Below are 25691 nucleotides of genomic sequence, written 5' to 3'. Positions count from 1 at the left end.
GCCTCACGGTCGCCGGATCAGACGCCCACGCCCGGGCCCACCCCGCCCTTGAGGCGGTCGATGTCCGACTGGCGGACCTGGATCACGAAGAGGGCCACCAGCGCGCCGACCACGGCGAAGATCGCCGCCGTGACGAAGCCCGCGGAGACGCCGGAGGTCAGCACCTGGTCGCCCCAGGGGGCGGGGAGCTGGCCCGTTCTGGCGAACTCGGCCTTCTGCAGGGGCGTCGCCTGGGCGAGGAAGGCGGGGACCTGGGTGTCCGCCTCGTTGCGGCTGGCCGTGCCGAAGACCGTCACCAGGATCGACAGGCCCAGCGAACCGCCCACCTGCTGCATGGCGTTGAGCAGACCGGACGCGGCGCCCGACTCCTGGGGTTCGACGTTCGACAGCGCCATGATGGTCAGGGAGACGAACATCAGGCCCATGCCGAGGCCGAAGACGAGGATCGGCCCGAGGATGCTGCCGAGATACGTGGAGTCGACGTCGGTCAGGGTCAGCCAGGACAGTCCCGCGGCGGCGAGCACCGAACCCGTCACCATGAAGGGCTTCGGGCCGTACCGGGGCAGCAGGTTGGACGTGAGCCCGGCGCCGACGCCGATGATCGCGCTGACGGGCAGGAAGGCGAGTCCGGTCGCCAAGGGGCTGAAACCCAGTACCTGTTGGACGAACAGGGTGAGGAAGAAGAACATCCCGAAGATGGCCGCCGCCAGGCAGAGCATGATGACGTAGGTGCCCGAGCGGTTGCGGTCGGCGAACATGTGCAGGGGCGTGATGGGTTGCCGGGAGCGCCGTTCGATCAGGATGAAGGTGGCCAGGAGGACGACCGCCGCGACGAACGAGCCGATCGTGTACGGATCGCTCCAGCCCTCCTGGGCGGCCCGGATGAACCCGTAGACGAGGGCCACCATGCCGAGCGTGGAGGTGAGCGCGCCGGCCAGGTCGAACTGGCCGGGATGCCGCTCGGACTCCTTGACGTGGCGCGGCGTGAGGAAGGCGATGAGCAGCGCGATCGGCACGTTGACGAAGAAGATCCAGCGCCAGTCGAGCCACTGGACGAGCATGCCGCCCGCGACCAGGCCGATCGCGCCGCCGCCGGCCGAGACGCCCGCGAAGACGCCGAAGGCCCGGTTGCGTTCCGGGCCTTCGTCGAACGTGGTGGTGATGAGGGAGAGCGAGGTGGGGGAGGCTATCGCGCCGCCGACGCCCTGGAGGGCGCGGGCCGCGAGGAGTTGCCACTCGCTCTGCGCGAGTCCGCAGAACAGTGACGCCAGCCCGAAGAGCAGCACGCCGAAGATGAACACGCGTCGCCTGCCCAGGATGTCGCCGGCGCGTCCGCCCAGCAGGAGCAGACCGCCGAAGGTCAGGGTGTAGGCGTTGACGACCCACGACAGGCTGGTGGTGGAGAAGTCCAGCGCGGTCTGGATGTGGGGGAGCGCGATGTTCACGATGGTGATGTCGAGGACCACCATCAGCTGACACGAGGCGATCACGAAAAGGGCGATGCCCTTGCCGTCCTTGCCGCTCTTGCGGGGGGCTGTCGCCGTCGGAGTCTCGGGTGTTCTACTCATGGCTTCTCATGGCGCATCGCGCCCTCACCTGACGGGTCCGTGGGCCGGTCAGTCCACCTTTCGACATTAAGCCCGGCCCGCGCGGGTGACCAGTTGATCAAGCGTGGGCGGGTTCGTCCAGGACCGCGAAGCCGTCCAGCTCCACCCGGGCCTGCTCGTCCCAGAGCCGTACGACTCCGATCACGGCCATCGCCGGGTAGTCGCGGCCCGCCAACCTCCGCCAGACGCGCCCGAGTTCGGGTGCGTGCGCGCGGTAGTCGTCGACGTCGGTGGTGTAGACGGTGACGCGGGCGAGGTCGGCCGGAGTGCCGCCGGCGTGACGCAGGGCGGTGAGCAGATTCGCGAGCGCGGTGGTGAACTGCTCGGTCAGGGTGTCCCCCACGACGGCGCCCTCGCTGTCGAGGGCTGTCTGTCCGGCGAGGAAGACCAGCCGGGTGCCGGTGGCGGTGACGGCGTGGGAGAAGCCCGTGGGCGGGGCGAGTTCGGCGGGGTTGTGGCGGTGCAGGCTCATGGACGCGGCTCCTGCCGGTGCGTGCCGGGGGCGCTGTGGTGGGACGCGTACAGCTCCTTCGCGATGATCGTGCGCTGGACCTCGGTCGCCCCCTCGTAGATACGGGGTGCCCTGACCTCACGGTAGAGGTGTTCGAGGAGGTGGCCGCGCTGGAGGGCGCGGGCGCCGTGGAGTTGGACGGCGGAGTCGACGACGTACTGCGCGGTCTCGGTGGCGAGGAGCTTCGCCATGGCGGAGCGACGGGGCACGTCCGGGTCGCCGTCGTCGTACGCGCCGGCCGCCGCGTAGACGAGGAGGCGGGCGGCCTCGGTGCGGGTGGCCATCTCGGCGATCAGGTGCGCGACCGACTGGAGGTCGGCGAGGCGTCCGCCGAAGGCGGGGCGGTCGGCGGTGTGGGCGAGGGCCGCGTCGAGGGCGGCCTGGGCCATGCCGACGGCGAAGGCCCCGACGCTGGGCCGGAAGAGGTTGAGGGTGTGCATCGCGACCCGGAAGCCCCGGTCGGGTTCGCCGAGCAGGTCGTCGGGGCCGACGGGGACGCCGTCGAAGGTGAGGGTGCCCAGGGCGTGCGGGGCGAGCATGTCGAGGGCCTCGCCGCCGAGTCCGGGCCGGTCGCCGGGGACGAGGAAGGCGGTGACCCCGCGGGCTCCGGCGTCCGGGGTGGTGCGGGCGAAGACGGTGGCGAAGTCGGCCTCGGGGGCGTTGGAGATCCAGCGCTTCTCGCCGTACAGCCGCCAGCCGCCCGCTCCGTCGGGGCGGGCCTCCAGGGCCAGCGCGGCGGCGTCGGAGCCGGCACCCGGCTCGGAGAGCGCGAACGCGGCGACGGCGCGTCCCGCGGTGGCCTCGGGGAGCCAGCGGGCGCGCTGCGCGGGGGTGCCGAAGGCGGCGACGGGATGGGCGCCGAGGCCCTGGAGGGCGAGGGCGGTCTCGGCCTCGGTGCAGGTCCTGGCGAGGGATTCGCGCAGCAGGCAGAGTTCGAGGGCGCCTGCGTCGAAGAGCCGGGCGAGGAGGCCGAGCTCGCCGAGGGCGGCCACCAGGGGGCGGTTGACCCGGCCCGGTCGGCCCTTGTCGGCGAGGGGCTTCAGGCGTTCGGCGGCGAGGGTACGGAGCTCCGCACACCAGGTGATCTGTGCCGGATCGAGCGAGAATGCGGGCATGTGGGCCCTCTCTGACGCCCTCGGGCGTCTTCGTCCCCGCACCGGGCGGCTTCGCTGTGCCGCCCGGTGCGTGCGTCCCTGCGCCGGGCGGCGTCCGTGCGCCGTCCGGTGCCTTCGTCAGGGCGCCCGGAAGCACCCTTGTCGCGAACCGTTGACTGCCGTCACCAACACGATACGCTCGTGGAGCGACGGGCGACCCCACCACGACAGGGGGACGGACTCATGGAGCTGACACCCTCGGCCCACCTCGACAGCTTCGCCCGTGACCGGCTGCCTCCGCCGGACCGGTGGCCGCGTCTCCTCTTCGACCTCCCCGAGCTGGCGTACCCCGACCGGCTCAACTGCGGCGCCGAGCTCCTCGACCGCACGGTGGAACGGTTCGGCGCCGGACGGCCCGCCTTCCACGACGGCGACGGCGGTGTCTGGACCTACGGAGAACTCCAGGACCGGGTCGACCGCATCGCCCATGTCCTCACCTCCGACCTGCGGGTCCGGCCCGGCAACCGGGTCCTCCTGCGCGGCCCCACCACCCCCTGGCTGGCAGCCTGCTGGCTCGCCGTGATGAAGGCCGGCGCGGTCGCCGTCACGGTCCTCGCCCAGCAGCGCGCCCCCGAGCTCGCCACCATGGCCGACGCGGCCCACTGCACCCACGCCCTCTGCGACGTCCACTCCCTCGACGAACTCCTCACCGCCCGGATCCCGGGGCTCCGCGTCACCCCCTTCGGCGGGGAGGGCCCGGACGACCTGCTCGCCCTCGCGGCCCGCCGGCCCGGCCCGTACGCGGCGGTGGAGACGGCCGCCGACGACGTGGCCCTCATCGCGTTCACCTCCGGCACGACCGGGCGGCCCAAGGGCTGCGTCCACTTCCACCGGGACGTCCTGGCCGTCGCCGACACCTTCTCCGCGCGCGTCCTGCGCCCGCTGCCCGACGACGTCTTCGCCGGTTCGCCGCCGCTCGCCTTCACGTTCGGCCTCGGCGGGCTCGTCGTCTTCCCCCTGCGGGCCGGGGCGAGCGCGGTCCTTCTCGAACAGGCCGGACCCAAGCAGCTGCTCGCCGCGATCGAACGCCACCGGATCTCGGTGCTCTTCACCGCGCCGACGGCCTACCGGGTCATGCTCGACGAACTCGCCCAGGGCACGGCCCCCGATCTCGGCTCCCTGCGACGCTGCGTCTCGGCCGGGGAGAACCTGCCGGAGGCCACCTGGAGGGCCTGGTACGCGCGCACCGGACTGCGCCTCATCAACGGCATCGGCGCCACCGAGCTCCTGCACATCTTCATCTCCGCCGCCGACGCCGACATCCGCCCCGGCACCACCGGCCGCCCCGTCCCCGGCTGGCAGGCCAGGATCGTCGACCGCGAGGGCAAGGACGTCCCGGACGGGGAGGAGGGCCTGCTCGCGGTGCGCGGCCCGGTCGGCTGCCGCTATCTGGCCGATCCCCGCCAGGCGGAGTACGTACGGGAGGGGTGGAACGTCACGGGCGACACGTACGTCCGCGAGCCCGACGGCTACTTCCGCTACGTCTCACGCGCCGACGACATGATCATCTCGGCCGGGTACAACATCGCGGGGCCCCAGGTGGAGGAGGTGCTCCTCGACCACCCCGACGTGGTGGAGACGGCGGTCGTGGGCCGCCCCGACGAGCTGCGCGGGCAGGTCGTCGTCGCCTACACGGTGGTGCGGGACGGGGTGCCGCGCGACGCCGGCACCGCCGCCGCGCTGCGGGCCTTCGTCCGCGCCCGGCTCGCACCGTACAAGTCGCCCCGCGAGATCGTCTTCCTCGACGCGCTGCCGCGCACCCCCACGGGAAAGCTCCAGCGCTTCCGGCTGCGCGACCCGGTGTGACGGCCGCCCCGGCCCGCGCGGCGGCCCGCCCGCGCGGGCCACCCCTCCCCCGCTCGCCCGCCCGACCCGGACCGACCGGCGCCCCACCCTCTAAAGTGATCACGTGGCCGAGCAGCACACCCCCCGATCCCTGATCGTCTCCCTCTACGGCGCGTACGGCCGTGGCCCGGACGGGTCGCCGATGCCGGTGGCCGCGCTCATCCGGCTGCTCGCGGTCCTCGGGGTGGACGCGCCTTCGGTGCGGTCCTCGGTCTCGCGGCTCAAGCGGCGCGGACTGCTGCTGCCGGGCCGGACGGCCGACGGCGCCGCCGGATACGCCCTCTCGGACGACGCCCGCCGGCTCCTGGACGACGGCGACCGCCGGATCTACGCCCGTACCGAGCCCAAGCTCTCCGAGGGCTGGGTCCTGGCCGTCTTCTCGGTTCCCGAGGCCGAGCGCCACAAGCGGCACCTGCTGCGCTCCCGGCTCGCCCGCCTGGGCTTCGGCACGGCGGCGCCCGGTGTCTGGATCGGCCCCGCGCGGCTGTACGAGGAGACCCGGAACGCCCTGGAGCGCCTGGAGCTGTCCCCGTACGTGGACCTCTTCCGGGGCGACCACCTGGGGTACGCGGCGACGGCGGGGGCGGTGGCCCGCTGGTGGGACCTGCCCGCCATCGCCCGGCTCCACGAGGAGTTCCTGGCGGCCCACGAACCGGTGCTGCGGGCCTGGAGGGCGGCTCCGGCGGGCGCGGGGGGCCCAGAGGGCGGCGCAGCCCCGGGAGGCGCCGAGGAGGCCTACCGGGACTATCTGCTCGCCCTGGACTCCTGGCGCCGTCTGCCGTACGCGGACCCGGTGCTCCCGGCCGAGCTGCTGCCCGACGACTGGCCCGGCCGGCGCTCGGCGGAGGTCTTCGCGGCCCTGCACGAGCTGCTGCGGGACCGCGGCGCGGAGTTCGTCCGGCCGTACGTGTCCGGGGCGGGCGGCGGGCCCGGGACCCGGCCCGCGTCCGGGTCCGGGTCCGGGTCCGGGTCCGGGTCCGGGTCCGGGTCCGGGGACTAGTCCCGGGGCCGGGACCGTACCGCCAGGGCCCGGAGCAGGCAGGCGAAGCCCACCGTGGTCAGGATCGCGCGGACCAGGTTCCAGACCACCCAGGGCCCCTCGAAGGCCGCGCGGGCGGCCGCGGGGTCCTCGGCGGCGGCGAGCGCGTCGTTGAGGGGTACGTTCGCCGCCGAGGTGACCAGGAAGACCGCCACCGAGAGGACGAGCGCGGCGAGCGTCCAGACCCGCGCCCGGGTGGCACGGTGCTGCCAGGCGGCCACCGCCGCGAGGACCGTCGACCCGAAGAACGGGGTGAAGAAGACCGGGTTCTGGATCACCTCGTTGATGTTCCGCATCACGTCGACGTAGACCCGGTCGTCGCTGCGTGCCAGTGCCGGCATCACCGAGCACACGTACGCGAACCACACCCCCGCGATCAGCCCCGTCGCCACCGTCGCCGCGCCGAGGACCGCCCCGGCACCCTTCCCACCCCGCTGCTCTGTCATGTCCCCATTCAAGAACAGCGAGCGGTGCGCGGGACATACCCGCGCGTCGCCCCCGCATACGCGGGCGTCCACGGACCTCGGGCCGGCCCTCAGCCCCGACGGCCGGTCGGGGGCGGGCGGTTGCCCGCGCGGTACGGGGCCGGCCAGGGGGCCGCCGGGCCCTCGTACTCCTGCTCGGCAGCGGCGTGCAGGGTCCAGTTCGGGTCGTAGAGGTGCGGGCGGGCGAGGGCGCACAGATCGGCGCGGCCGGCCAGGAGCAGGGAGTTGACGTCGTCCCAGGAGGAGATCGCGCCGACCGCGATCACGGGGACGCCGGCTCCGTTGCGGATCCGGTCGGCGTACGGCGTCTGGTACGAGCGGCCGTAGGCGGGGGTCTCGTCGGACACGACCTGGCCGGTGGAGACGTCGATCGCGTCGGCCCCGTGCTCCGCGAAGGCGCGGGCGATCGCGACCGCGTCCTCGCCGGTCGTCCCGCCCTCGGCCCAGTCGGTGGCGGAGACGCGGACGGTCATGGGGCGGTCGTCGGGCCACACCTCCCTTACGGAGTCGAAGACTTCGAGCGGGAAGCGGAGCCGGGCGGCGAGGTCGCCGCCGTAGCCGTCGGTCCGGTGGTTGGTGAGCGGGGAGAGGAAGCCGGAGAGCAGATAGCCGTGGGCGCAGTGCAGTTCGAGGAGGTCGAAGCCGGCGTGCGCGGCACGGCGGGCGGCGGCCGTGAACTCCTCGCGCACGGCGGTGAGTCCGGCACGGTCGAGGGCCTGCGGGGTCTGGTTGACGCCGGGCCGGTACGGGAGCGGCGAGGCGGCGACGAGCGGCCAGTTGCCCTCGGTCAGGGGCTGGTCGATGCCCTCCCACATGCGCCGGGTGGAGCCCTTGCGGCCGGAGTGGCCGAGCTGGACGCCGATCGCCGTGCCGGGTGCCCGGCCGTGGACGAAGGCGGTGATCCGGTTCCAGGCGGCGGCCTGTTCATCGGTCCACAGGCCGGTGCAGCCGGGGGTGATCCGGCCCTCCGGGCTCACGCAGACCATCTCGGTCATGACGAGTCCGGCGCCTCCGAGGGCCCTGGACCCCAGGTGGACGAGGTGGAAGTCGCCGGGGACGCCGTCCTCGGCGACGTACATGTCCATCGGGGAGACGACGATCCGGTTGCGCAGGGTCAGTCCGCGGAGCCGGAAGGGCGTGAACATCGGCGGGGTGCCGGGCGGGCAGCCGAAGTCGCGCTCGACGGTGGCGGTGAAGGCCGGGTCACGGAGCCGCAGGTTGGCGTGGGTGACGCGGCGGCTGCGGGTGAGCAGATCGAAGGCGAAGCGGCGGGGCGGCCGGTCCACGTGGCCCGCGAGGTCCTCGAACCACTGGAGGCTCGCGGTGGCCGCGCGCTGGGTGGACTCGACGACGGGCCGGCGCTCGGCCTCGTAGGCCGCGAGCCCCTCGGCTGGGGTGGGGCGGTCGCGGAGGCTGTGGGCCAGGGCCAGGGCGTCCTCGACGGCCAGCTTGGTGCCGGAGCCGATGGAGAAGTGAGCGGTGTGGGCGGCGTCGCCGATGAGCACGGTGTTGCCGTAGGACCAGCGGGCGTTGACGACGGTACGGAAGGCGGTCCAGGCGGATCGGTGGGAGCGCAGCTCCCGGCCGCCGAGCGCCTCGGCGAAGATCTTCGCGCAGCGGACGGTGGACTCCGCCTCGTCGAGTTCGTCGAACCCGGCGGCCCGCCAGACCTCCTCGCGCATCTCGACGATGGCGGTGGAGGCGCCGGCCTCGTAGGGATAGGCGTGCAGCTGCATCACGCCGTACTCGGTCTCGGCGATCTCGAAGCGGAAGGCGTCGAAGGCGAAGTCCGCGGCGAGCCAGATGTAGCGGCAGCGGTGGGTGGTGATCCGGGGGCGGAAGTGGGCGGCGTGGGCCTCGCGGGTCCGGCTGTGCACGCCGTCGGCGGCGACGACCAGGTCGTGACCGGCGGCGAGGACGTCGGCGGGCGGGGCCTCGGTGCGGAAGCGGAGCCGGACGCCCAGGTCGGCGCAGCGGGCGTGCAGGATCTCCAGGAGCCGGCGGCGGCCGAGGGCGGCGAAGCCGTGGCCGGTGGAGGTGGTCCGGTGGCCCCGGTGGACGACGTCGACGTCGTCCCAGCGGACGAGGTCGCGGCCGAGCGCCTCGTAGACGACGGGGTCGGCGTCACGGATGCCGCCGAGCGTCTCGTCGGAGAGGACGACGCCGAAGCCGAAGGTGTCGGAGGGGGCGTTCCGCTCCCAGACGGTGACGTCGCGGGCGGGGTCGAGCCGCTTGAGGAGGGCGGCGGCGTAGAGACCACCGGGCCCGCCACCGACGACGGCGATACGGGAGAGGGCGGGGCGGCGGGCCGGGTCCGGGGTCGTGGCGGTGACCGGGGCCGGGGGCGGTTCCAGGGGCACGGCGGCGACCTGGGCCGGGGGCGGGTCCGAGGGCGCGGCCGGGGGCGGTTCCGGAAGCGCGACCGGGGGCGGTTCCGGAAGCGCGGCCGGGGGCGGTTCCGGAAGCGCGGCCGGGGGCGCGGGCGGGTGCCGTCCGGTCGTCGGGCCCGGGGTGGCCGACGGGTCCCTCCCGGGGGCCGGCATCGTCAGCACCCCCGCCATTTCGGCGGGCGCTTCTCCGTGAAGGCGGCGTGGAACTCCGCGTAGTCCTCGCCGTTCATGAGGAGGGCCTGGGTGGCCGCGTCGAGTTCGATCGAGGCGGCCAGCGGCATGTCCAGTTCCGAGGTGAGCAGCGCCTTGGTCTGGGCGAGGGCCAGTGCCGGACCGTCGGCCAGGCGTCGGGCGAGTTCGGCCGCCCGCTCCCCCGCCCCGCCCTCCTCGGTGAGTTCGGAGAGCAGGCCGATGCGCTCGGCCTCGGGGGCCAGGACGGGCTCGCCCAGCATGAGGAGCCGGGTGGCGTGGCCGAGGCCGACGACCCGGGGCAGCAGATACGCCGCGCCCATGTCGCCGCCGGAGAGTCCGACCCGGGTGAAGAGGAACGCGAAGCGGGTCGTGGGGTCGGCGATCCGGAAGTCGGCCGCGAGGGCGAGTACGGCCCCGGCGCCCGCCGCGACGCCGTGGAGGGCGGCGACGACCGGGAAGGGGCACTCGCGGAGGGCCCGGACGACCTGGCCGGTCATCCGGTTGAAGTCGAGGAGCTGGGCGGTGTCGAGCGCGAGCGTGGCACCGATGATCTCGTCGACGTCGCCGCCGGAGCAGAAGCCGCGGCCCTCGCCGTCGAGGACGAGGGCACGGACGGACCGCTCGCGGGAGAGCTCGGCGAGGAGGTCGCGCAGATCGGCGTAGGCACCGAACGTGAGGGCGTTGAGTTTCGCGGGGCGGGCCAGCGTGACGGTGGCGACGCCCCGGTCGATGTCGACGCGCAGATGGTGCCAGCGTGCCGTGCGGGGCGTGGAGCCGGTAAAGGGGCTCATCCGGAACGGCCTCCTTCCTCCGCTCGGAGGGTATCACTCACTTGTGACCATCGTCACGAGTACGCGATAAGGAGGAGATGAGTGTGCACCGGAGAAGGGCCCGGGCATTCGATGGCGGAAGTCCCTGCCTCTCAGGGAGGGGCGCCTCTGGAGAAAGATCGCGCGCCTCGTAAGGTTGAAACCAGGACGTCTCGGGATGCCTCCACCCCACTCGCCCACCCCCACTCGGTGAAGGGAGCCTGCCCCATGCCCGAAGCCACCGGACCCCCAGCCGGCGCACCCGCCGGAGCGGCCGGACCGGCCGGACCCGCCGCGAACGAACACCCCGCACCCCGGACCACCTCACCCGCCGCCTCCTGGCGCCTCCGGCTGCCCCACACCACCGCCGCGGTGCCGATCGCCCGCGCCCTGATCCGTACCGCGCTCACCGGCGTCGGCCCCGGGACCGCCGGCCACCCCGACAGCGACACCGCGGAGCTGCTCACCGCCGAGCTGGTCGCCAACGCCGTCGAGCACACCACGGGCCTCGGCCCCATCGAGCTGGTCGTCGAGCTGCTCGCCACCCCCGGCGGCTGTCAGATCGAGGTCCACGACTCCGAGCCCGCCCGTCCGGGCGCTCTCGTCTGCCCCGAGCCGGGCGAGGTGGACCCCTGGCAGGAGCACGGCCGGGGCCTGCTCCTCATCCGGGCCCTCAGCAGCGACTGCGGCCACCGCCCCACCGCGCACGGCAAGGCGGTCTGGTTCACCCTGCCCGGGATACCGGCGCAGCGACCTCGCTCGGAGCGGTGACCAGACGCGAGTGGCGGCGTCCGTAGACGGCGTACACCAGCGTCCCGACGACCAGGAATCCGGCGAACTGCAGCCACGTCGTCCAGCCCGTGCCCCAGATCAGGTAGAGGCAGAAGCCGATGCCGAGGATCGGGCTCAGGGGGAAGAACGGCACCCGGAACGAGCGCGGCAGCTCGGGGTTCCGGCGCCGGAGCACCATCACCGCGAGGTTGACGGCCGCCATGACGGCGAGCGTGCCGATGGTGGTCAGGCCGACGACCACGTCGAGCGAGGCGAACGCCGCCGGTACGGCGAAGACCGCGGCCACGATCCATGTGTTGGCCACCGGAGTGGCGGACTTCGGCGAGACCCGCTCGAAGACACGGGGTACGAGGCCGTCGCGGGACATCGACATCAGGATGCGGGTCTGCCCGTACATCACGGCGAGGACGACGGAGGCGATGGCGACGACCGCGCCGAACGCGATGATCCCGCCGCCGACCGACGATCCGGTGACCTGGTCGACGACCAGCGAGAGCGCGGCCGGCCGGTCCGCCACGGCGCCGGCCCCGAGGGCTCCGATCGCGGAGAGCGCGACGGCGCAGTAGAGCAGCGTGACGAGTCCGATGCAGACGAGGATCGCGATCGGGATGTTCCGCCGCGGGTTCTTGACCTCCTCGCCGGCCGTGGTGATCGCGTCGAAGCCGATGAACGAGAAGAAGGCCACCGAGGCGCCGGCGGTGATCCCGGCCGTGCCGTGCTCGGCGAACGGCGAGAGGTGGCCGGCCCGGAAGGCCGAGAAGCCGACGGCGCAGAAGACGATCAGGATCCCGATCTTGAGGATCGCCATGGCGGCGGTCGCCCGCGCGCTCTCCCGGACGCCGCGGACCAGCAGCGTGGCGGCGAGCGCGATCACGACCACGGCGGGCACGTTGACGACCCCGCCGTCGCCGGGCCCGGCGGAGAGCGCCGTCGGCAGCTGCCAGCCGGTGAGGCTCTCCAGCAGTTCGTTGAGGTACTGGCTCCAGCCGACGGCGACCGCGGAGACGGAGACGCCGTACTCCAGGAGCAGGCACCAGCCGACGAGGAAGGCGGCCCGCTCGCCGAGGCTCGCGTACGCGAAGGAGTACGAGGAGCCCGAGACCGGGATCGCGCCGCCCAGCTCCGCGAAGGAGAAGGCGGTGAAGACGCAGGTGATCGCGGCGAGGACGAAGGAGATCACCACCGCGGGGCCCGCCTCGGCGACGCTGTCGGAGAGGCCGACGAAGATGCCGGTGCCGACGATCGCCCCGACGCCGAAGCACACGAGCTGGAAGAGGCCCATGGTGCGCTTGAGGCCGTGGCCTTCGAGGTCGGCACCGGATTCGGCGAGGAGCTGCTGCGGGGTCTTGATCCGCGCGGCGGACGGGGACATGCGGTGGTTCTCATCTCTCATGGGCACGCGTCAGGGGGTTCGGGCATGTACGCCCGAACCCCCTGTAAGGGTGCGATCGTAAACCGCACCGCGCATATTCACCCAATCGGGCGTAAAGCTATGCCGCCGGAACCGCCGAGGGGATCAGCGCGGGGAGCACGCCGCCGGCCATCGTCGCGACCAGGACGGCCTTGATCGTGTGCATCCGGTTCTCCGCCTCGTCGAAGACGACCGAGTGCGCCGACTCGAAGACCTCGTCGGAGACCTCCAGCTCGGTGAGACCGTGCCGGGCGTGGATGTCCCGCCCGACGTCCGTACCGAGGTCGTGGAAGGCCGGCAGGCAGTGCAGGAACTTGACGCCGGGGTTCCCGGTGGCGCGCAGCACGTCCATCGTCACGGAGTACGGGGCGAGGGCGGCGATCCGCTCGTCCCAGACCTCCTTGGGCTCGCCCATCGAGACCCAGACGTCGGTGGCCACGAAGTCGGCGCCGCTGACGCCCTCGGCCACGTCCTCGGTGAGGGTGACCGTGGCTCCACTGGTCGCGGCCAGTGTGCGGGCGGCGGCGACGATCCCCTCGGACGGCCAGTACGCGCGCGGGGCGACGATCCGGACGTCCATGCCGAGCAGGGCACCGGTGACCAGGTAGGAGTTGCCCATGTTGAAGCGGGCGTCACCGAGGTAGGCGAAGGAGACGGCGTCCAGCGGCTTGTCCGTGTGCTCGGTCATCGTGAGCACGTCGGCGAGCATCTGGGTGGGGTGCCAGTCGTCGGTGAGCCCGTTGAAGACGGGGACGCCGGCGAAGGCGGCGAGCTCCTCGACGATGTCCTGGCCGTCGCCCCGGTACTCGATGCCGTCGAACATCCGGCCGAGGACGCGGGCGGTGTCCTTGACCGACTCCTTGTGACCCATCTGGGAGCCGGACGGATCCAGGTAGGTGGTGGTGGCACCCTGATCGGCGGCGGCGACCTCGAAGGCGCAGCGGGTGCGGGTCGAGGTCTTCTCGAAGATCAGCGCGATGTTCCGGCCACGCAGCCGCTGGACCTCGACGCCGGCCTTCTTGGCGGCCTTGAGCTCGGCGGAGAGCGCGATCAGGCCGCGGAACTCCTCGGCGGTGAAGTCCAGCTCCTTGAGGAAGTGGCGGCCGATGAGGTCTGTGGCCATGGGACGCGCTCCTGTGGGTACGGTCGGGGGGCGGCGAGCGGGGGACGCTGGAAGTGTATACGCACTTCAACATTTATATACAGCCCCCCTCTCGTCACCCCCGCGCGCGCTCCCCGTCCCCCGTTCTCAGGCGGCGTCCCGCTCCACCGGGCAGCTCATACAGCGCGGGCCGCCCCTCCCCCGGCCCAGCTCGCTGCCGGGGATCTCGATCACCTCGATGCCCTGCTTCCGCAGATGGGTGTTGGTCGTCACGTTCCGCTCGTACGCCACGACCACCCCCGGCTCCACTGCGAGCACGTTGCAGCCGTCGTCCCACTGCTCGCGCTCGGCCGCGTGCACGTCCTGCGTGGCCGTCAGGACCCGGATGTCCTGGAGCCCGAGCGCCGCCGCGATGGCGCTGTGCATCTGCTCCGGCGGATGATCGGTCACCCGCAGGGACTGGCGCGCGTCACCCGGTTCGATCGTGTACGAGCGGAGCATCCCGAGCCCCGCGTACTGCGTGAACGTGTCCTGGTCGACCATCGTCATCACCGTGTCCAGGTGCATGAACGCACGCCGCTTCGGCATGTCGAGCGCGATGATCGTGCGCGCCGAACCCGCCGCGAACATGCCCCGGGCCAGCATCTCCACCGCCTGCGGCGTCGTCCGCTCGCTCATCCCGATGAGCACGGCACCGTTGCCGATGACGAGCACGTCCCCGCCCTCGATCGTCGACGGGTAGTCGGCCTGCCCCTCCGACCAGTGGTGGAAGGCGCCCGCCTCCGCCCCCGTGAAGAGGGGATGGTGCTTGTAGATCGCCTCGAAGTGCACGGTCTCGCGCTGCCGGGCCGGCCAGCGCATCGCGTTGATCGAGACGCCGTCGTAGATCCAGGCCGAGGTGTCCCGGGTGAAGATGTGGTTCGGCAGCGGGCCGAGGAGGAAGTCGTCCAGGTCCATGGCGTGGAAACGGACCGAGGTCGGCTCCCGGTGCGCCGCCAGGAACTCCCGCTTCGTCATCCCGCCGATGAGCACCTCCGCCAGCGCGCCCGCGTCCAGCGAGTCGAAGGCGGCCCGGAGATGGTCGGCGGCGAGCGGCCCGTACTCCTTCTCGTCGAACACCCGGTCGAGCACCAGCGCCCGTGCGGTGGGCACGTCGAGGGACTCGCTCAGGAGGTCCCCGAAGAGGTGCACCTCCACGCCCCGGTCGCGCAGCACGTCCGCGAAACCGTCGTGCTCCTGCCGGGCCCTGCGCACCCAGAGCACGTCGTCGAAGAGCAGGGCGTCCTTGTTGGTCGGGGTGAGCCGCTTCAGCTCCAGATCGGGCCGGTGCAGGATGACGCGGCGCAGCCGCCCGGTCTCGGAATCGACGTGGAATCCCATGCGTCCATCCTGACGGAGCGGGGCGCCCGTGGCCCGTGTTTCGGGGCAGGCGGGCCCGGGACGCGTCGAGCGGCCCACGCCGGAGTCCCCGCGCCCCTCGGCGGCGGTCCCGGTCAGCCCCACCACGCCCGTACGGCGACGAGCAGGACGATCGCCGTCACCATGCCGCCGATCAGCAGCCCGGCGCGGCGCAGGAAACGACGCGTGTAGCCGTTGCCGGGATCGTCCGGGTGGCCGGTGACGGCGCCGGGCACGGACGGCGCCGCACGGCGCGCCGTGCGGGGCAGGCCGTACGCGTCCTTGAGGAGGGTGAGCCAGACCGCCTCGGGCAGGCCGGGGCGCTCGTCGTCGACGATCAGCCAGAAGGTCTCGCGGGCGGACGGCACCGTGCTCGTACGGAGCCGGGCGAGCAGCTCCCCCACGGTGCCGACCGGGGCGTCGCCGCCGGCGAGGAGCGGGCGGACGGCCCAGCGGTGCACCTCGGCGGCGTTGGCCGCGCGCTGCTCCTCCGGCGGGTCGGACGGGTCGGCTGAGGCGCCGGACGGTGCGACCGCCCAGAACTCCTGGCCGATGGCCACCTCGCAGAGCTCCCGGCGCAGCGCGTGCTCCCAGGACGGCAGGCGCCGGGCGGACTCACCGAGGAGGAGGGTGAGGACGACGTAGGCCTGCGGGCGCCGCAGCGAGTCGAGCAGCTCGCGGTCGCCTCCGCGCTCGACGAGTTCGCGGGCCTCGTCGACGGTGCGCGCGCCGGGCAGCTTGTGCACAAGGCCGGTCTCGGCCTCCCGCTCGCGTCCACGGCCCCGCACGGCCGCCCAGGTCCGCCCCGAGGGCGACCCGGGCCCGGTCCACACGGGCGCGACGAGGGGGAGGGCGGGGCGGGGATACGCGTCGGCGGCCGCCGCCCGGGGCAGGCGGACGCCGGACTCGGCGGGCCCCTTGGAGAGACCGGGACGGTGCGGGGGGACGTCGGCGGGCCGGGGCGGGTCCGGGGGCGGCGGGGTGGCGGGACGGTCGGCGGGGACGGGACGGTCGGAGCGAGCGGGCGGGACGGTACGGGCCTCGCGCTCGGCGGTGTCACGGTCGTACGGGTCGGACTCCGGGGCCGGACGCGGCGATTCGCCGTACGGGTCGGACTCCGGGGCCGGGAGAGGGCGGCGGTACGGAGTGGGCTCGGAGGTCGGGTCCGGGCGGCGGGCCGGTCTGGGCGGGGGGCCGTCCTGGGGCGTCGCCGGAGCCCTCGGAGCGGCCGGCGCCGGCTGCTCCGGCTCCGGGCGGAACCAGTCGTCGGGGCTCTCGTACGGACCGGGGCGGCCCGCGCCTCGGGGGTCGCCCCCCGCGGGTGCCGTGTCCCGGGTCCCGGGGCGGTCGGCCGCGGTGTCGGCCGCCGCCGGTGGGGCGTCGTCGCCGGAACGACCCCCCAGCCCCCAGCCCCATCTCCGGCCCGGCGCCTTCCGGGGTTCCGGTACGGGCGGCGCCTGGGTGCGGGAGTCCTCCGGGTCCGGGGGCGACGAGGTCCGGTGGGCCGGCCCCGGGGCGGGCGCGTACCCGCCGGGGTGGCGTCGGTCGAGGACGTCCAGCGCCCGCACGGCCGTCTCCAGGAGTGAGGCGCCCCGCGCGGAGGAGGCCCCGTGCAGGGCACTGCCGACCGCGTACTCCCGGCCCTCCTCCTCCGCGACCCCCCTCAGGTGGTGGCGGACGAGCCCGGCCGCGATCTCCTCCGCCCGGTCGCCGACGCGCTCGCGCGGGTCGACGCGGCGCCGGTCGGTGTTGCGGCTTGCCGCTCCCGACCAGCGGCCGACGAACACGAAGCGGAGCGCGGTGAGTTCGACGGTGTCATGGGTGGCGAAGGTCCACCGGCGGCCGGTGAGCCCGCCGAACATGCTGTGCAGCCCCCAGAGCACCGGAGCCGCCGTGTCGCCGCGCTCGTCCAGGACGGTGAAGCGCCCGTCCGGGTGGCGCAACAACTCGGCGACCATTCCGGTGAGTTCCCCCGACACACGCTCCAGGGCGCTGTCGAGTTCCCCCTGCCCCGTACCGGTGGCGGGGACGAGGACGCGTTCCGGGATGACCGGCAGCTGTCCGCGCACCCGGCCGCCGTCCATGGCCGCGCCCTCCCAGTTCCAGGCGTGGAGCCCGAGGCAGGTGGCGGGTTCGAGGAGTTCGGGCGAGCCGACGAGGGCGTGGCAGAGCACGGACGTCCCGCCGTCGGCGTCGGTGAAGGGCGCGCGGTGGATCAGCATCACCTCCGAGCGCCGCTGGAGCCGGATCAGCGCCGGCCGGGTCTCGTCGCCGCTGGCGCGCAGCACGGGCCCGGAGGTCCGGAAGAGGTTCTCGGCCTCCTCGCGGGGCCCGGACCAGGCCACCGGTCCGAAGCCGGTGCTGCCGGTGAGGTTCTCGCTGTCCCACCGGAACACGATCTGGTCGACCTCGTTCTCCGACCGTGTCATCGGTCGATCCCCTCCATAGGTCCCGCGGATTCCGCCCCGGGCAGCAGCCCGCACAGGGCGAAGAGCGACAGCAGTGGCGCGAGGACCCGGCGCGGCCGGGCCCCGTGCGGAAATCGGTCGCCGCGCGCCTGTCCACCGGTGGCGGCGACGAAGTGCAGGGTGCAGTCGGCGCAGTCGTCGAACGGCTTGAGCCAGGCGGGGCTGGCCCCGTGGGCCAGGAAGGCGTACGCGTCCCGGCTCTCGGCCCGTACCGCGACGGGGTCCAGGCGGCCCGGCAGGGCCCGGCCGAGCCAGCGGTCGACGACCGGCTCGAAGCGCACCAGGTCGCTCTTGTTGACGGCGAGCGCGGCCGGGGCGGCGACGAGTCCGCCGCGCTGCCGGGGGATCCGGTTGAGCACGGTGGCGAAGGCCTCGTCGCCGAGCTCGCGCAGCCGCAGTCCGCTCTGTTCCCGTACCGGTTCGAGGGACGGCAGCCGGAGCGCGCGCAGCGGGTCGAGGACGAAGATGAAGGCGTCGACGCCCATGAGGAAGCGGCCGACCTCGCTGTCCTGGGCGAGGTCCTCGCCCGCGAGGTCGAAGAAGACGACGGGCCGGGGTACGGCTCCGCCCGCCGAGACCAGCAGTCCGTCGGCGAACCGGGCGAACGTCTGCTGCCCCGTGCGGCCCAGCTGCCGTCCCTGCTGCAGGCTCTGGACGCGCTCGCGCAGATAGGCGCGGTGGGCCTCGGGGTTCAGCGGCAGGCACTTGAGGCCGTACGGCTCCAGGCCGCCGAGTTCGACCTCGCCCAGCATGGCGGCGAGGAGGTGGGTCTTGCCGACGGAGGAACTGCCGACCAGGGCGATGGAGAGCGGCTCGCCGTTGACGAGGTAGGGCAGGGGCAGTTCGTGCCCCTCGTCACCGTCCACCGTGTGCGGGCACAGGTGGTACGCCTTGCGGAGGGCGTCCGCGCGGTGGGCGGGCCGGCGCTCGGTGCTGAGGTCGAGCGGGATCCGGTTGCCCTTGGCGTCGATGGTGACGAGCAGGCGTTCGTCGTACTCGACGGGGAGCAGACAGTGCGGGCACATCCGGCTGCGCGACGGCGGCGCGTGGAGGAGTTCGGAGGGCGGGGCGGCCGCGCGGGGCGGTTCGGCGGCGCGCGGGACGGCGTGGCGGGGCGGAGCGGAGCGGGGCGGTTCGCCGCCGCCGAAGATCTTGCTGATCAGGGAGGTGCGCGAAGGGCGCGGATCCCGGGTGGCCGCCTCCTGGGTCGCGCCGGCCGGACCCGCGCCCGGCCGGCTCCCCCCGGACAGGACGTGCTTGCGGGCGAGCTGGACGTCGTACTGGGTGCGGAACGGTTCGAGCACATCGGCCGCGTCGGTCCCGGCCGCGAGCGGGTCGGGCACGTACAGGAGTCTCAACAGCTCGTCCGGACGCGGACGTTCGGCGGCGTACGGGGAGTAGAGACCACCGGACTGGAGAGCGGCGAGGCGCCGGTAGTCGGCGAGGTCCGCGGGAGGACCCTCCCCGCGGTCGGGGCGGCCGGAGAGCAGGTAGTACGCGAGTTCGGCGACGGACCACAGGTCGTCGCGCGGATCGACGGTGCCGCGCCCCGCGCGCTGCTCGGGCGAGGCCCACGGAGCCACCCCGAAGGGCTCGCGCGCCTCCCCCGCGCGCAGTGCCGCGTACGGTTCGCAGAGCCGCACGCGGGCGCCGTCCCAGCGGACGTTCTCGGGCGTGATGGCCCGGTGGACGAGGCCCAGTTCACCCAGGAGCCGGACGGCCATGGCGAGTTGGCCGGTGATCCGCTCCTGGTCCTCGGCTCCGAGCCGCCCCGCCCAGTCGGAGAGCGGCCGCCCGCTCGGCGGCCGGTAGAGCACGAAGGGTTCGGCGGCGGTCAGGTCGAAACCGACGATCCGGGTGAGGATGCCGACGAACTTGTCGCCGCCGTAACGGCGTTCGAGGGCGACGGAGGCCGCCACCTCCCGCTCCAGGAGGCCGTACGCCTGGGGATCGCCCTGCGCGGACGAGGCGAGCCGGTACTGCACGACGGGCACGCCACCGGCCCCCAGGAACGCCCGGCGCGCGAGGAACCCGGGGCGTCCGGGGGGCCTGTGGTCCTCCCCGTACCGCACGGCGAAGCGGCTCTGCGCCTCCTTCGGGGTGAGGAACTCCAGTTCCTGGTAGTACGGATGGGGCGGTGGGCTCGGTTCGGCCAGATGGTCGGGGTGGTCCGGGCCGATCGGCCCGCTCGGACCGGCGCCCTGACCCCGACCACCAGGGCCCGGGCCCTGGTTCCGGTCGTCGGGATGGTCCGGGTCGCGCCGGTCGTTCGGATGGTTCGGGTCGGTCACGGTTCTCCCGCCTCCTCGGCGCGGACGGTGTGCACGACGTCCGCGCGCAGTGGTACGAGACGGAGGATTCCGGCGTGGCGTCCCGCACCGGTCCATACGACGTCCTCGGCGATGCCCCGCCAGATGTCGTCCCCGGCGGCCCCGCGCCGCATCGCCTCCGGCACGAACCGGACCTGCCGGGCGGCGAGCGGGTCGTGGGAGAGCAGGCGCATGTGCTCCGGACCGCAGAGCGCGACCGTCCCGGCGGGGTCGTCCTCCGCCAGCACCAGCCGGGCCACCGCGTCCGGGGCGACACCCGTGAGCCGGGCGGCGTCCGGCCGGTCGGAGCGATCGGTGAAGGCGGCGAGCCCGGAGAGCGCGTCCTGGTCGCGGAGACCGTCGTACCGGGGCGGCGGCGAGGCGGCGACATCGCGCTCCAGACGCACCCGGGTCTCGTCCAGGAGTTCGGCGATGCGCTCCTCGTGCACCGCCGGCACCACGGCGGCGGGGTCACGCTCGATGCCCGCCCAGCACCGGTCGAGGATCATGAGGGTCCCGGCGACCAGGTCACCGACGAGCGTGTCGACGAGCAGGGGGCCGCCGTCGCCGTACCGCCGCTCCAGCCACGCGGGCGCGGGCCCGGAGCCGGCACCCGGTCCGGCCCGGTCCGCCCCGGCGCCGGGGCCGGCGGGGCTCCGGCCGGAGGGTACGGAGCTCCCGGACCGCCCCGGGCGGTCCGCCGGACCGGAGGGGCCGAACGGGTCGGCGGCCTCGTACTCCCCGGCGGGGCCGAACGGATCGGAGGAGCCGAAGGGGTCTGCCGGGTGCCGAGACCCGTGGGCCGGAGGTGCGGGCGTCCGTACCCGCGACGGGGGCTCTTCGTCCATGTCCGACCAGACGTCGTCCGCGCCGCCGTCCCCCCAGTCCTCCCAACTCCACGACGAGGTACCGCTGTCCGGCTCCGCGCGCCCGGCGGTCCCCCTCCGGTGGCCCCCCTCCGGAGCGTCGGCGGAGCCGACCGGCGGTACGTGCGCGTACACCGGCCCGTTCGCGGCGGACGGCCCCCGGCCGTGGACGTCGGCCGTGTCCGCGAGGCCCCGGAGCAGTCGGGCCACGGCGCCGGCTCCCGCCGAGCAGTGGTGCCGTACCTCGGCGAAGAGCCAGTCGTGCACGGCGGTCGTGACCACCAGGCTCTGGACCTCGCGCAGGATCCGCCAGGCGTCCTCCGGGTCCGCCCGGGCCCACCAGTCGTCCACGGCCCGGCTCCAGTCGCGCAGCGCGAGGAGGACGACCGCGACGAGGGACACCGCGAGCGCCGCCGCCCCCGCCCACGCCGGCAGGCCGAGGACCTGGCCGAGGCCCGCCCCGACGAGGCCGCCGGCCACACCGCCGAAGAGCCGGGGCGCCGCCCCCGTGGCACCGCCTCCGTCGATCCGCCCGTCCGGGGAACGGTTCGGCCTGCGCCGCAGCATCAGATGGGCGAGCCCGGCGGCGAGGACACCGACGGCGGGGCCGAGGACCCAGCCGAGGACCGGCCAGATCCCCGCCAGCAGGGCCAGGAGACCGGTCACCGCGAAGGCGACCGGCCGCGAACCGCCGGCCGTGAACGGGTACCGGCCGCCGAGCCGCCGCAGCCGCTCCGGCCCGCAGACCGCGTCGAGCCGGGCGAGCCGGGAGGCACTGCCGACGGGGGCGGTACGAGCGGCGAGCGCGGCGAGCCGGGCCGCCACGGAGCGCAACGGCAGCCCCCTGCCGATGAGTTCATGGGTGTGGTCGCGCAGCGCGGGGACGATCCCGGCCCGCGAGATCTCCCTCGGCAGCTCCGGCAGTTCGATGCCCCGTTCCCGCAGCGCGCCCCGGTGCTCGAAGGTGAGCCGGCTGCCGCCCGCGGCGGCGAACGCGTCCGCGACGGCGAGCCGGAGACGCTCCAGCTCCCCGACCACCCGCTCGATGTCCCCCGGCAGGTCGACCGTGCGGCCGGCCCCGCCGAGGAACCCGGCCGCGCCGCGCACCCGGTGGTAGCCGTCGACGGCGTCCTGGACCGCCTCGTCGCAGGTGGCGAGGCGGAGCCCCGCCCGGCCCTGGGCGGGCAGCCAGCGGTGGTCGGCGAGCGAGCGCGGCAGGCCCTCGTCGAGCAGCAGCGCGAGCGCGGGCGGCACCTGGTCGGCCGAGGCGGTGCCGGCCGGGACCTCCGGGCCGGTGAGCCCCTCCACCGCCTGCCGCCAGGCGCGCGCCCGGGCCTCGTCGGTGAGGTCGTGCTCCAGGACGCGCACGGCGGGCACGGCGACGCCGTGCACCACCTCGCCGAGCGCGCGCAGCACCGCGTCGAAGACCTCGGGTGTGGACAGGACGTCGACGAGAGGACGGAGCACCGCCTCGGCCGGGACGTCGTCCTCCGTCGTGTCGAACACCCACAGGACACCGGCGGCGGGCGGCCGGAGGGTGAGGGTGCGGCGGACGGTCCGTTCGCCCCGGACCCCGACGGCCAGGCAGACGATGCGCGCCGGGCCGTAGGAGGAGAGCCGCTCGTACAGCAGTTGGTGGGAGACGAGCCGGTCGGCCTCGTCGAGGACGAGGAAGCGGCGCTCGCCGCCGGGCTGCGGGGCGTCCAGTGCCCCGCGTACGACGGCGTCGGGGTCGTACGCCCCCGCCGTCCGCAGGTCGATGCAGACGGCGTGGCCGGGCAGCGGCCGTTCGGGGAGGACGCGCACGCTCACTCCGCCTCCCCGGCCCGGTCGCGGCGGTAGGGCTCGTCCTCGAAGTCGGGACCGAAGTCGGGATCCGGGTCAGGGCCGAAATCGGGCCCGAAGTCGGGCTCGGGCTCCCTCTCCCAGTCGTCCCCGAAGAAGGAGTTCCGCCGGGGCGGCGGTGCTTCGGGGCCCGGGCCGGGGCCGTCCCCGTTCCCGTAGGCGGTACGGGGATCGGGCACGAAGCCGTTCTCGTACGACCGGGGGCGCCGCGCCCCCTGCGGGCCGCCGTCCTGGCCGTGACCGTGATCCCCCTGGCCCGAGCCCTGTGCCTGTGTCTGTGTCTGTGTCTGGCCTTGCCCCTGTCTCCGGCCCGCTGCCCCGCCGGCCCGTGGCGCGTGCCGTTCGAACAGGGCCCGCAGGCTCGACCGGGTCGCCCGGGCCGCCCTCGGGAAGCGCATGTCGAGGGCGCCGGGGAAGGTGACCTCCCAGAAGTGGCGCAGCGGGGCCAGCCATTCGATGTCCGACTCGCCGTACTCCCCGTACTCGGCGACGAGTTCGTCGATCAGGGCGAGCTGGCGCGGCGCCACCTCCTCCACGAAATGGGTGAAGAGCGGCGACGGCGGCGCGGGGACCTGCGCGAGGCCCTTGGGCAGCGCCTGCATGAGACGTTCGCAGAACTGCTCGATGATCTGTCCCTCGTCGAGCAGCGCCCACCGCTCGTACGCGCGCAGCAGCCCCGCCCAGCTGGTGAGCGAGCCGTCGAACTCCTCGAGACGCAGGGACATGGTCGCGGACTCGCCGTCCTGCAGCCGGATGCGCACGCGGTGGGGCGAGCCGGCCGGGCCCTCGGCGTCGATGTGCCCGTTCCACATGGCGCAGAGCAGCCGGTGCAGGATGCGCTGCCGGTCGTGCTCGGTGGAGACCAGCCAGTCGTCCTCGTAGCCGAGCCGCTGGCGCCAGTGCAGGAAGTCGTCCTCGCCCGCCGAGTCACGGGCCTCGGACCACAGGCTGAGGACGTTGCGGACCTCGGAGATGTCGGTGAGGTTCATTCCGCTGCGGAAGAAGACGACGGTGATGGAGTCGGTGTCCCCGGCCCGGCTCTCCGGGGTCACCCGGGAGGGCAGGTTGAGCGCCTGCTCCAGGTACTCGCGGGCCCGGCCGTCGGACTCGCTCGCCGGATGCACGATCAGGATCTTGAGCGGTCCGCTGCCGTCCGGGACGAAGCCCACCGGGATGAGCCCGGCGAGCCGGGAGCGGAACTGGTCGAGCCAGCGCGGGTCGATCTTCGCCTCGGCGGTCTCGTCGCCCGCGGCGGCCCGGAGCAGCAGTTCCATGGAGGGCAGCAGGGGGCGGGCGAAGGCGTCCTCGTTGGCCTCGCCGAAGAGCCGCTTGACCCGTCGTTCGACGACCTGCTTGATCTCCTTCACCGCCGCGCCTGACGACCGCCGGACCGCGTCGAGGGCCCGGCGCCAGTCGTCGGGGCCGACGATCCGGCCGAGCAGGGTCGCCGCGTCGGAGGACTCGGGAAGGCCCTCGCTCTGGGCGAGCCGGTCGACGACGTCGTCGTAGAAGGCACGCAGGGTGTTCTGCGGCGGCAGCAGATAGGCGATCCCGGCGCGGTCGTCGCGGTAGAGGTCGCGCCGGCTGTCGGCGAAGGCCTTCCCCTCGTCCTGCTCGTGGTCGCGGAGCGCCTTGACGAGTTCGGCGATCTCGGAGCTCGCCTTGTGCAGGGAGGGCCGCCACTGTGCCTCGCCGTTCTGCCAGCCGTGGTGCCAGAGGGTGCGGGCCCGCCACTGGTACCAGGCCTGCTGGGCGCCGAGCGCGTCCTGGACGTCGGGGTCGCTCCACCGGGCGGGTACGACCCCGCCGACCGGGCCCTTGATCGGAGGGATGCCGGGGGCGGCGGTGTGGACGTTCGGGGGCCGTTCGGGTTCGTTCCGCCGGTTGTCGATCATGCCGGTGAAGCCTTCCCTCGCCACCCGGTCGGGGTGGCCCGGAAGGCCCGTCAGGATGACCTTGATCTGGAACGGGTCCATGGCGCCGAGGAGTTCGCGGACCCCCGCGCTCGGCCGGAAGTCCTCGGTGAGGCGCGGGATCTCGCGGGCGAGACCGGTGTCGAGGCGGCGCAGGGCCTCCTCCATGTCCCCGAGGCGGTTCCGCAGTTCCTGGGTGATCTTCGTCTTCCCCCGGGGGAGCTGCTCGGGCAGGGGGACGTCCGGGGCGTCCCGGGTCCAGAGGCGGCCGATGCCGGATCGGTTGAACAGTTCCCTGACGTGGTTCTGCCCCTCCCGGTCGGGGCGCCGGGCCCGGTCGGTCATGCCGCGGACGGCCTGGGCGAGGAGCCGGGCGGCGACGATCTCGGCGAGGTCGTCGACGGGCACGGTGAGGGCGGCGGCGAGGCTGGTGGACATGCCGCGGTAGCCGATGCCGGTACGGGCCGGGGTGGAGCGCTCCACGCTCTTGTTGATGAAGCTGGCGGCGAAGGACTGGTAGTCCTCCTCGGCGCGGGTCGCGGAGCCGGTGTCCACGCCGAGATCGGTGCCGATCAGCGACATCACCATGGCGGCGATGGAGCGGCGCAGGTCGTCGCCGTTGATGACGGAGGGCTTGGAGAAGAGGAAGGCGGTCTGCATGGTGGCGGGACGCAGCGCGACGACGCCGTCGCCGGGGTACGTGACGCTGAGCCGCCCGCGGTCCTCGACGTCACCGACCTGGTCGATGGCGTCGGGCACGTTCTGGTCGTCGACGAGCCGCGAGAGGTCCACGAGGGCGCGGGCCGAGTTGAGCTCGGCCTCGCGTCCGCCGCCGGCCTCGGGCGGGAAGGCGGAGGGCATGACGACGAGCGGGTAGATCTTCACCCCGGGCACCCGGGCGTTGCGGAACTCGTGCCCGATGAGGTGGATGAAGTCGTAGAAGATGCCGGCCCCGGTGCCGCCGGCGACGGAGAAGGCGACGAACACGTCGCAGCCCCGGATCTTCCCGCCGCCGACCCGCCGCAGATCGCCCGCGGCCTGGCCGATGGCGCCGATCGCCTCGCGGAGCTGACGCAGGACGGGTTCGAGTCCGGAGCGGACGGTCGCGAAGAGCGCGGAGCGTCCGACGGTCGGCAGCTGTCCCGCCCCGCTGTTGAGCGGGGCGACGCGCGGCTCCCTGGCCTTCGGCGGCAGCCAGAGCCGCGTCTCCCCGGGAACGGAGACGCGCAGCATGCGGGTCACCTCGGGCGAGGAGTCGAAGTCGGTGGGCAGCAGGTCGCGCACGATCCGGGAGGTACGGGCGAAGGCGGCGCCCTCGGCGCCCTTCGCCTTGAACTGGGGGTAGTTGAGCAGCTCTGCCTCGCTGAAGTCGGCGTAGACGAACTGCAGGCAGTCGGGCAGCTGGAAGGGCAGACGGCGGCCGCCGTCGACCATGTCGGTGCCGTCGGGGCCGCACAGCTCCCGGCGCAGACTGCGTTCGAGCTCGGTGCCGATGCGTCCGCCGGTGCCGCCGAGTCCGACGAAGAGCATGGGCTGATAGATCTTCATGTCGTTC

General features: G+C 74.0%; 16 protein-coding genes. 3 read left to right on the top strand and 13 right to left on the bottom strand.

Annotated elements, in window-relative coordinates; translation table 11 throughout:
* Positions 1 to 17 precede the first annotated feature (17 nt).
* The 3 genes from OG392_RS28650 to OG392_RS28640 form a co-directional block, all read right to left on the bottom strand.
* Positions 18 to 1568 (bottom strand): MFS transporter, encoded by a 1551-nt coding sequence (locus OG392_RS28650; RefSeq protein ID WP_329284106.1) that lies wholly within the window; start codon positions 1566 to 1568, stop codon positions 18 to 20.
* A 97-nt stretch (positions 1569 to 1665) separates the two neighbouring features.
* A complete protein-coding gene (locus tag OG392_RS28645; protein WP_329284045.1) occupies positions 1666 to 2079 on the bottom strand; it encodes a RidA family protein in 414 nt (137 codons plus the stop codon).
* The gene (locus tag OG392_RS28640; RefSeq protein WP_329284044.1) at positions 2076 to 3233 is read right to left on the bottom strand and encodes an acyl-CoA dehydrogenase family protein; all 1158 of its coding nucleotides are present in this window, start codon (positions 3231 to 3233) and stop codon (positions 2076 to 2078) included. The genes OG392_RS28645 and OG392_RS28640 overlap by 4 nt, the downstream gene beginning before the upstream one ends.
* Positions 3234 to 3455: 222 nt before the next feature.
* Between OG392_RS28640 and OG392_RS28635 the strand changes: the two genes are divergently transcribed.
* The gene (locus OG392_RS28635) at positions 3456 to 5078 is read left to right on the top strand and encodes an AMP-binding protein (protein WP_329284043.1); all 1623 of its coding nucleotides are present in this window, start codon (positions 3456 to 3458) and stop codon (positions 5076 to 5078) included.
* 103 nt (positions 5079 to 5181) lie between these two features.
* Positions 5182 to 6117, top strand: a complete 936-nt coding sequence (locus OG392_RS28630; protein ID WP_329284042.1) for a PaaX family transcriptional regulator — start codon at positions 5182 to 5184, stop codon at positions 6115 to 6117.
* Here OG392_RS28630 and OG392_RS28625 read toward each other — a convergent pair.
* The 3 genes from OG392_RS28625 to OG392_RS28615 all read right to left on the bottom strand — a co-directional run bounded on the left by OG392_RS28625 (position 6114) and on the right by OG392_RS28615 (position 10014).
* Entirely contained in the window at positions 6114 to 6602 is a 489-nt protein-coding gene (locus OG392_RS28625; RefSeq protein ID WP_329284041.1) for an anthrone oxygenase family protein, read from the bottom strand. The genes OG392_RS28630 and OG392_RS28625 overlap by 4 nt on opposite strands.
* An 89-nt stretch (positions 6603 to 6691) precedes the next feature.
* Positions 6692 to 8926, bottom strand: coding sequence for a bifunctional salicylyl-CoA 5-hydroxylase/oxidoreductase (locus OG392_RS28620; RefSeq protein ID WP_329287504.1), 2235 nt, complete (start codon positions 8924 to 8926; stop codon positions 6692 to 6694).
* 260 nt (positions 8927 to 9186) lie between these two features.
* Entirely contained in the window at positions 9187 to 10014 is an 828-nt protein-coding gene (locus OG392_RS28615; RefSeq protein WP_229312937.1) for an enoyl-CoA hydratase family protein, read from the bottom strand.
* Positions 10015 to 10260: 246 nt separating this feature from the next.
* On the opposite strand from OG392_RS28615, the gene OG392_RS28610 reads away from it, so the two are divergent.
* Positions 10261 to 10803 (top strand): ATP-binding protein, encoded by a 543-nt coding sequence (locus OG392_RS28610; protein WP_329284040.1) that lies wholly within the window; start codon positions 10261 to 10263, stop codon positions 10801 to 10803.
* On the opposite strand, the gene OG392_RS28605 is transcribed toward OG392_RS28610, so the two are convergent.
* The 7 genes from OG392_RS28605 to OG392_RS28575 all read right to left on the bottom strand — a co-directional run bounded on the left by OG392_RS28605 (position 10757) and on the right by OG392_RS28575 (position 25684).
* On the bottom strand, positions 10757 to 12196 hold the full coding sequence (locus tag OG392_RS28605) for an amino acid permease (protein WP_329284039.1): 1440 nt from the start codon (positions 12194 to 12196) through the stop codon (positions 10757 to 10759). The genes OG392_RS28610 and OG392_RS28605 overlap by 47 nt on opposite strands.
* A gap of 118 nt (positions 12197 to 12314) precedes the next feature.
* Positions 12315 to 13358, bottom strand: a complete 1044-nt coding sequence (argF, locus tag OG392_RS28600) for an ornithine carbamoyltransferase (RefSeq protein WP_329284038.1) — start codon at positions 13356 to 13358, stop codon at positions 12315 to 12317.
* Between the two features lie 126 nt (positions 13359 to 13484).
* Positions 13485 to 14717 carry an arginine deiminase gene (locus OG392_RS28595; RefSeq protein ID WP_329284037.1) on the bottom strand — a complete coding sequence of 411 codons (1233 nt, stop codon included), beginning with the start codon at positions 14715 to 14717 and terminating at the stop codon, positions 13485 to 13487.
* Positions 14718 to 14830: 113 nt separating this feature from the next.
* Positions 14831 to 17164 carry a hypothetical protein gene (locus OG392_RS28590; RefSeq protein WP_329284036.1) on the bottom strand — a complete coding sequence of 778 codons (2334 nt, stop codon included), beginning with the start codon at positions 17162 to 17164 and terminating at the stop codon, positions 14831 to 14833.
* A complete protein-coding gene (locus OG392_RS28585; protein WP_329284035.1) occupies positions 17161 to 19494 on the bottom strand; it encodes a hypothetical protein in 2334 nt (777 codons plus the stop codon). Before OG392_RS28585 ends, OG392_RS28590 begins: the two co-directional genes overlap by 4 nt.
* Positions 19491 to 22190: a hypothetical protein gene (locus tag OG392_RS28580; RefSeq protein WP_329284034.1), complete on the bottom strand. Its 2700-nt coding sequence runs from the start codon at positions 22188 to 22190 to the stop codon at positions 19491 to 19493. Before OG392_RS28580 ends, OG392_RS28585 begins: the two co-directional genes overlap by 4 nt.
* Entirely contained in the window at positions 22187 to 25684 is a 3498-nt protein-coding gene (locus OG392_RS28575) for a tubulin-like doman-containing protein (RefSeq protein ID WP_329284033.1), read from the bottom strand. The genes OG392_RS28580 and OG392_RS28575 overlap by 4 nt, the downstream gene beginning before the upstream one ends.
* Positions 25685 to 25691: the final 7 nt, after the last annotated feature.

This window comes from Streptomyces sp. NBC_00691, from assembly GCF_036226665.1.
In the GTDB taxonomy this organism is placed as follows: Bacteria; Actinomycetota; Actinomycetes; order Streptomycetales; family Streptomycetaceae; genus Streptomyces.
This window is presented reverse-complemented; position numbering and strand designations above follow the sequence as displayed.

Bases quoted from the DNA above. Each gene is read 5' to 3' on its own strand.
- OG392_RS28650 (WP_329284106.1), bottom strand. From the start codon at position 1,568: ATGAGTAGAACACCCGAGACTCCGACGGCGACAGCCCCCCGCAAGAGC.
- OG392_RS28645 (WP_329284045.1), bottom strand. From the start codon at position 2,079: ATGAGCCTGCACCGCCACAACCCCGCCGAACTCGCCCCGCCCACGGGC.
- OG392_RS28640 (WP_329284044.1), bottom strand. From the start codon at position 3,233: ATGCCCGCATTCTCGCTCGATCCGGCACAGATCACCTGGTGTGCGGAG.
- OG392_RS28635 (WP_329284043.1), top strand. From the start codon at position 3,456: ATGGAGCTGACACCCTCGGCCCACCTCGACAGCTTCGCCCGTGACCGG.
- OG392_RS28625 (WP_329284041.1), bottom strand. From the start codon at position 6,602: ATGACAGAGCAGCGGGGTGGGAAGGGTGCCGGGGCGGTCCTCGGCGCG.
- OG392_RS28615 (WP_229312937.1), bottom strand. From the start codon at position 10,014: ATGAGCCCCTTTACCGGCTCCACGCCCCGCACGGCACGCTGGCACCAT.
- OG392_RS28610 (WP_329284040.1), top strand. From the start codon at position 10,261: ATGCCCGAAGCCACCGGACCCCCAGCCGGCGCACCCGCCGGAGCGGCC.
- OG392_RS28605 (WP_329284039.1), bottom strand. From the start codon at position 12,196: ATGTCCCCGTCCGCCGCGCGGATCAAGACCCCGCAGCAGCTCCTCGCC.
- argF (WP_329284038.1), bottom strand. From the start codon at position 13,358: ATGGCCACAGACCTCATCGGCCGCCACTTCCTCAAGGAGCTGGACTTC.
- OG392_RS28595 (WP_329284037.1), bottom strand. From the start codon at position 14,717: ATGGGATTCCACGTCGATTCCGAGACCGGGCGGCTGCGCCGCGTCATC.
- OG392_RS28590 (WP_329284036.1), bottom strand. From the start codon at position 17,164: ATGACACGGTCGGAGAACGAGGTCGACCAGATCGTGTTCCGGTGGGAC.
- OG392_RS28575 (WP_329284033.1), bottom strand. From the start codon at position 25,684: ATGAAGATCTATCAGCCCATGCTCTTCGTCGGACTCGGCGGCACCGGC.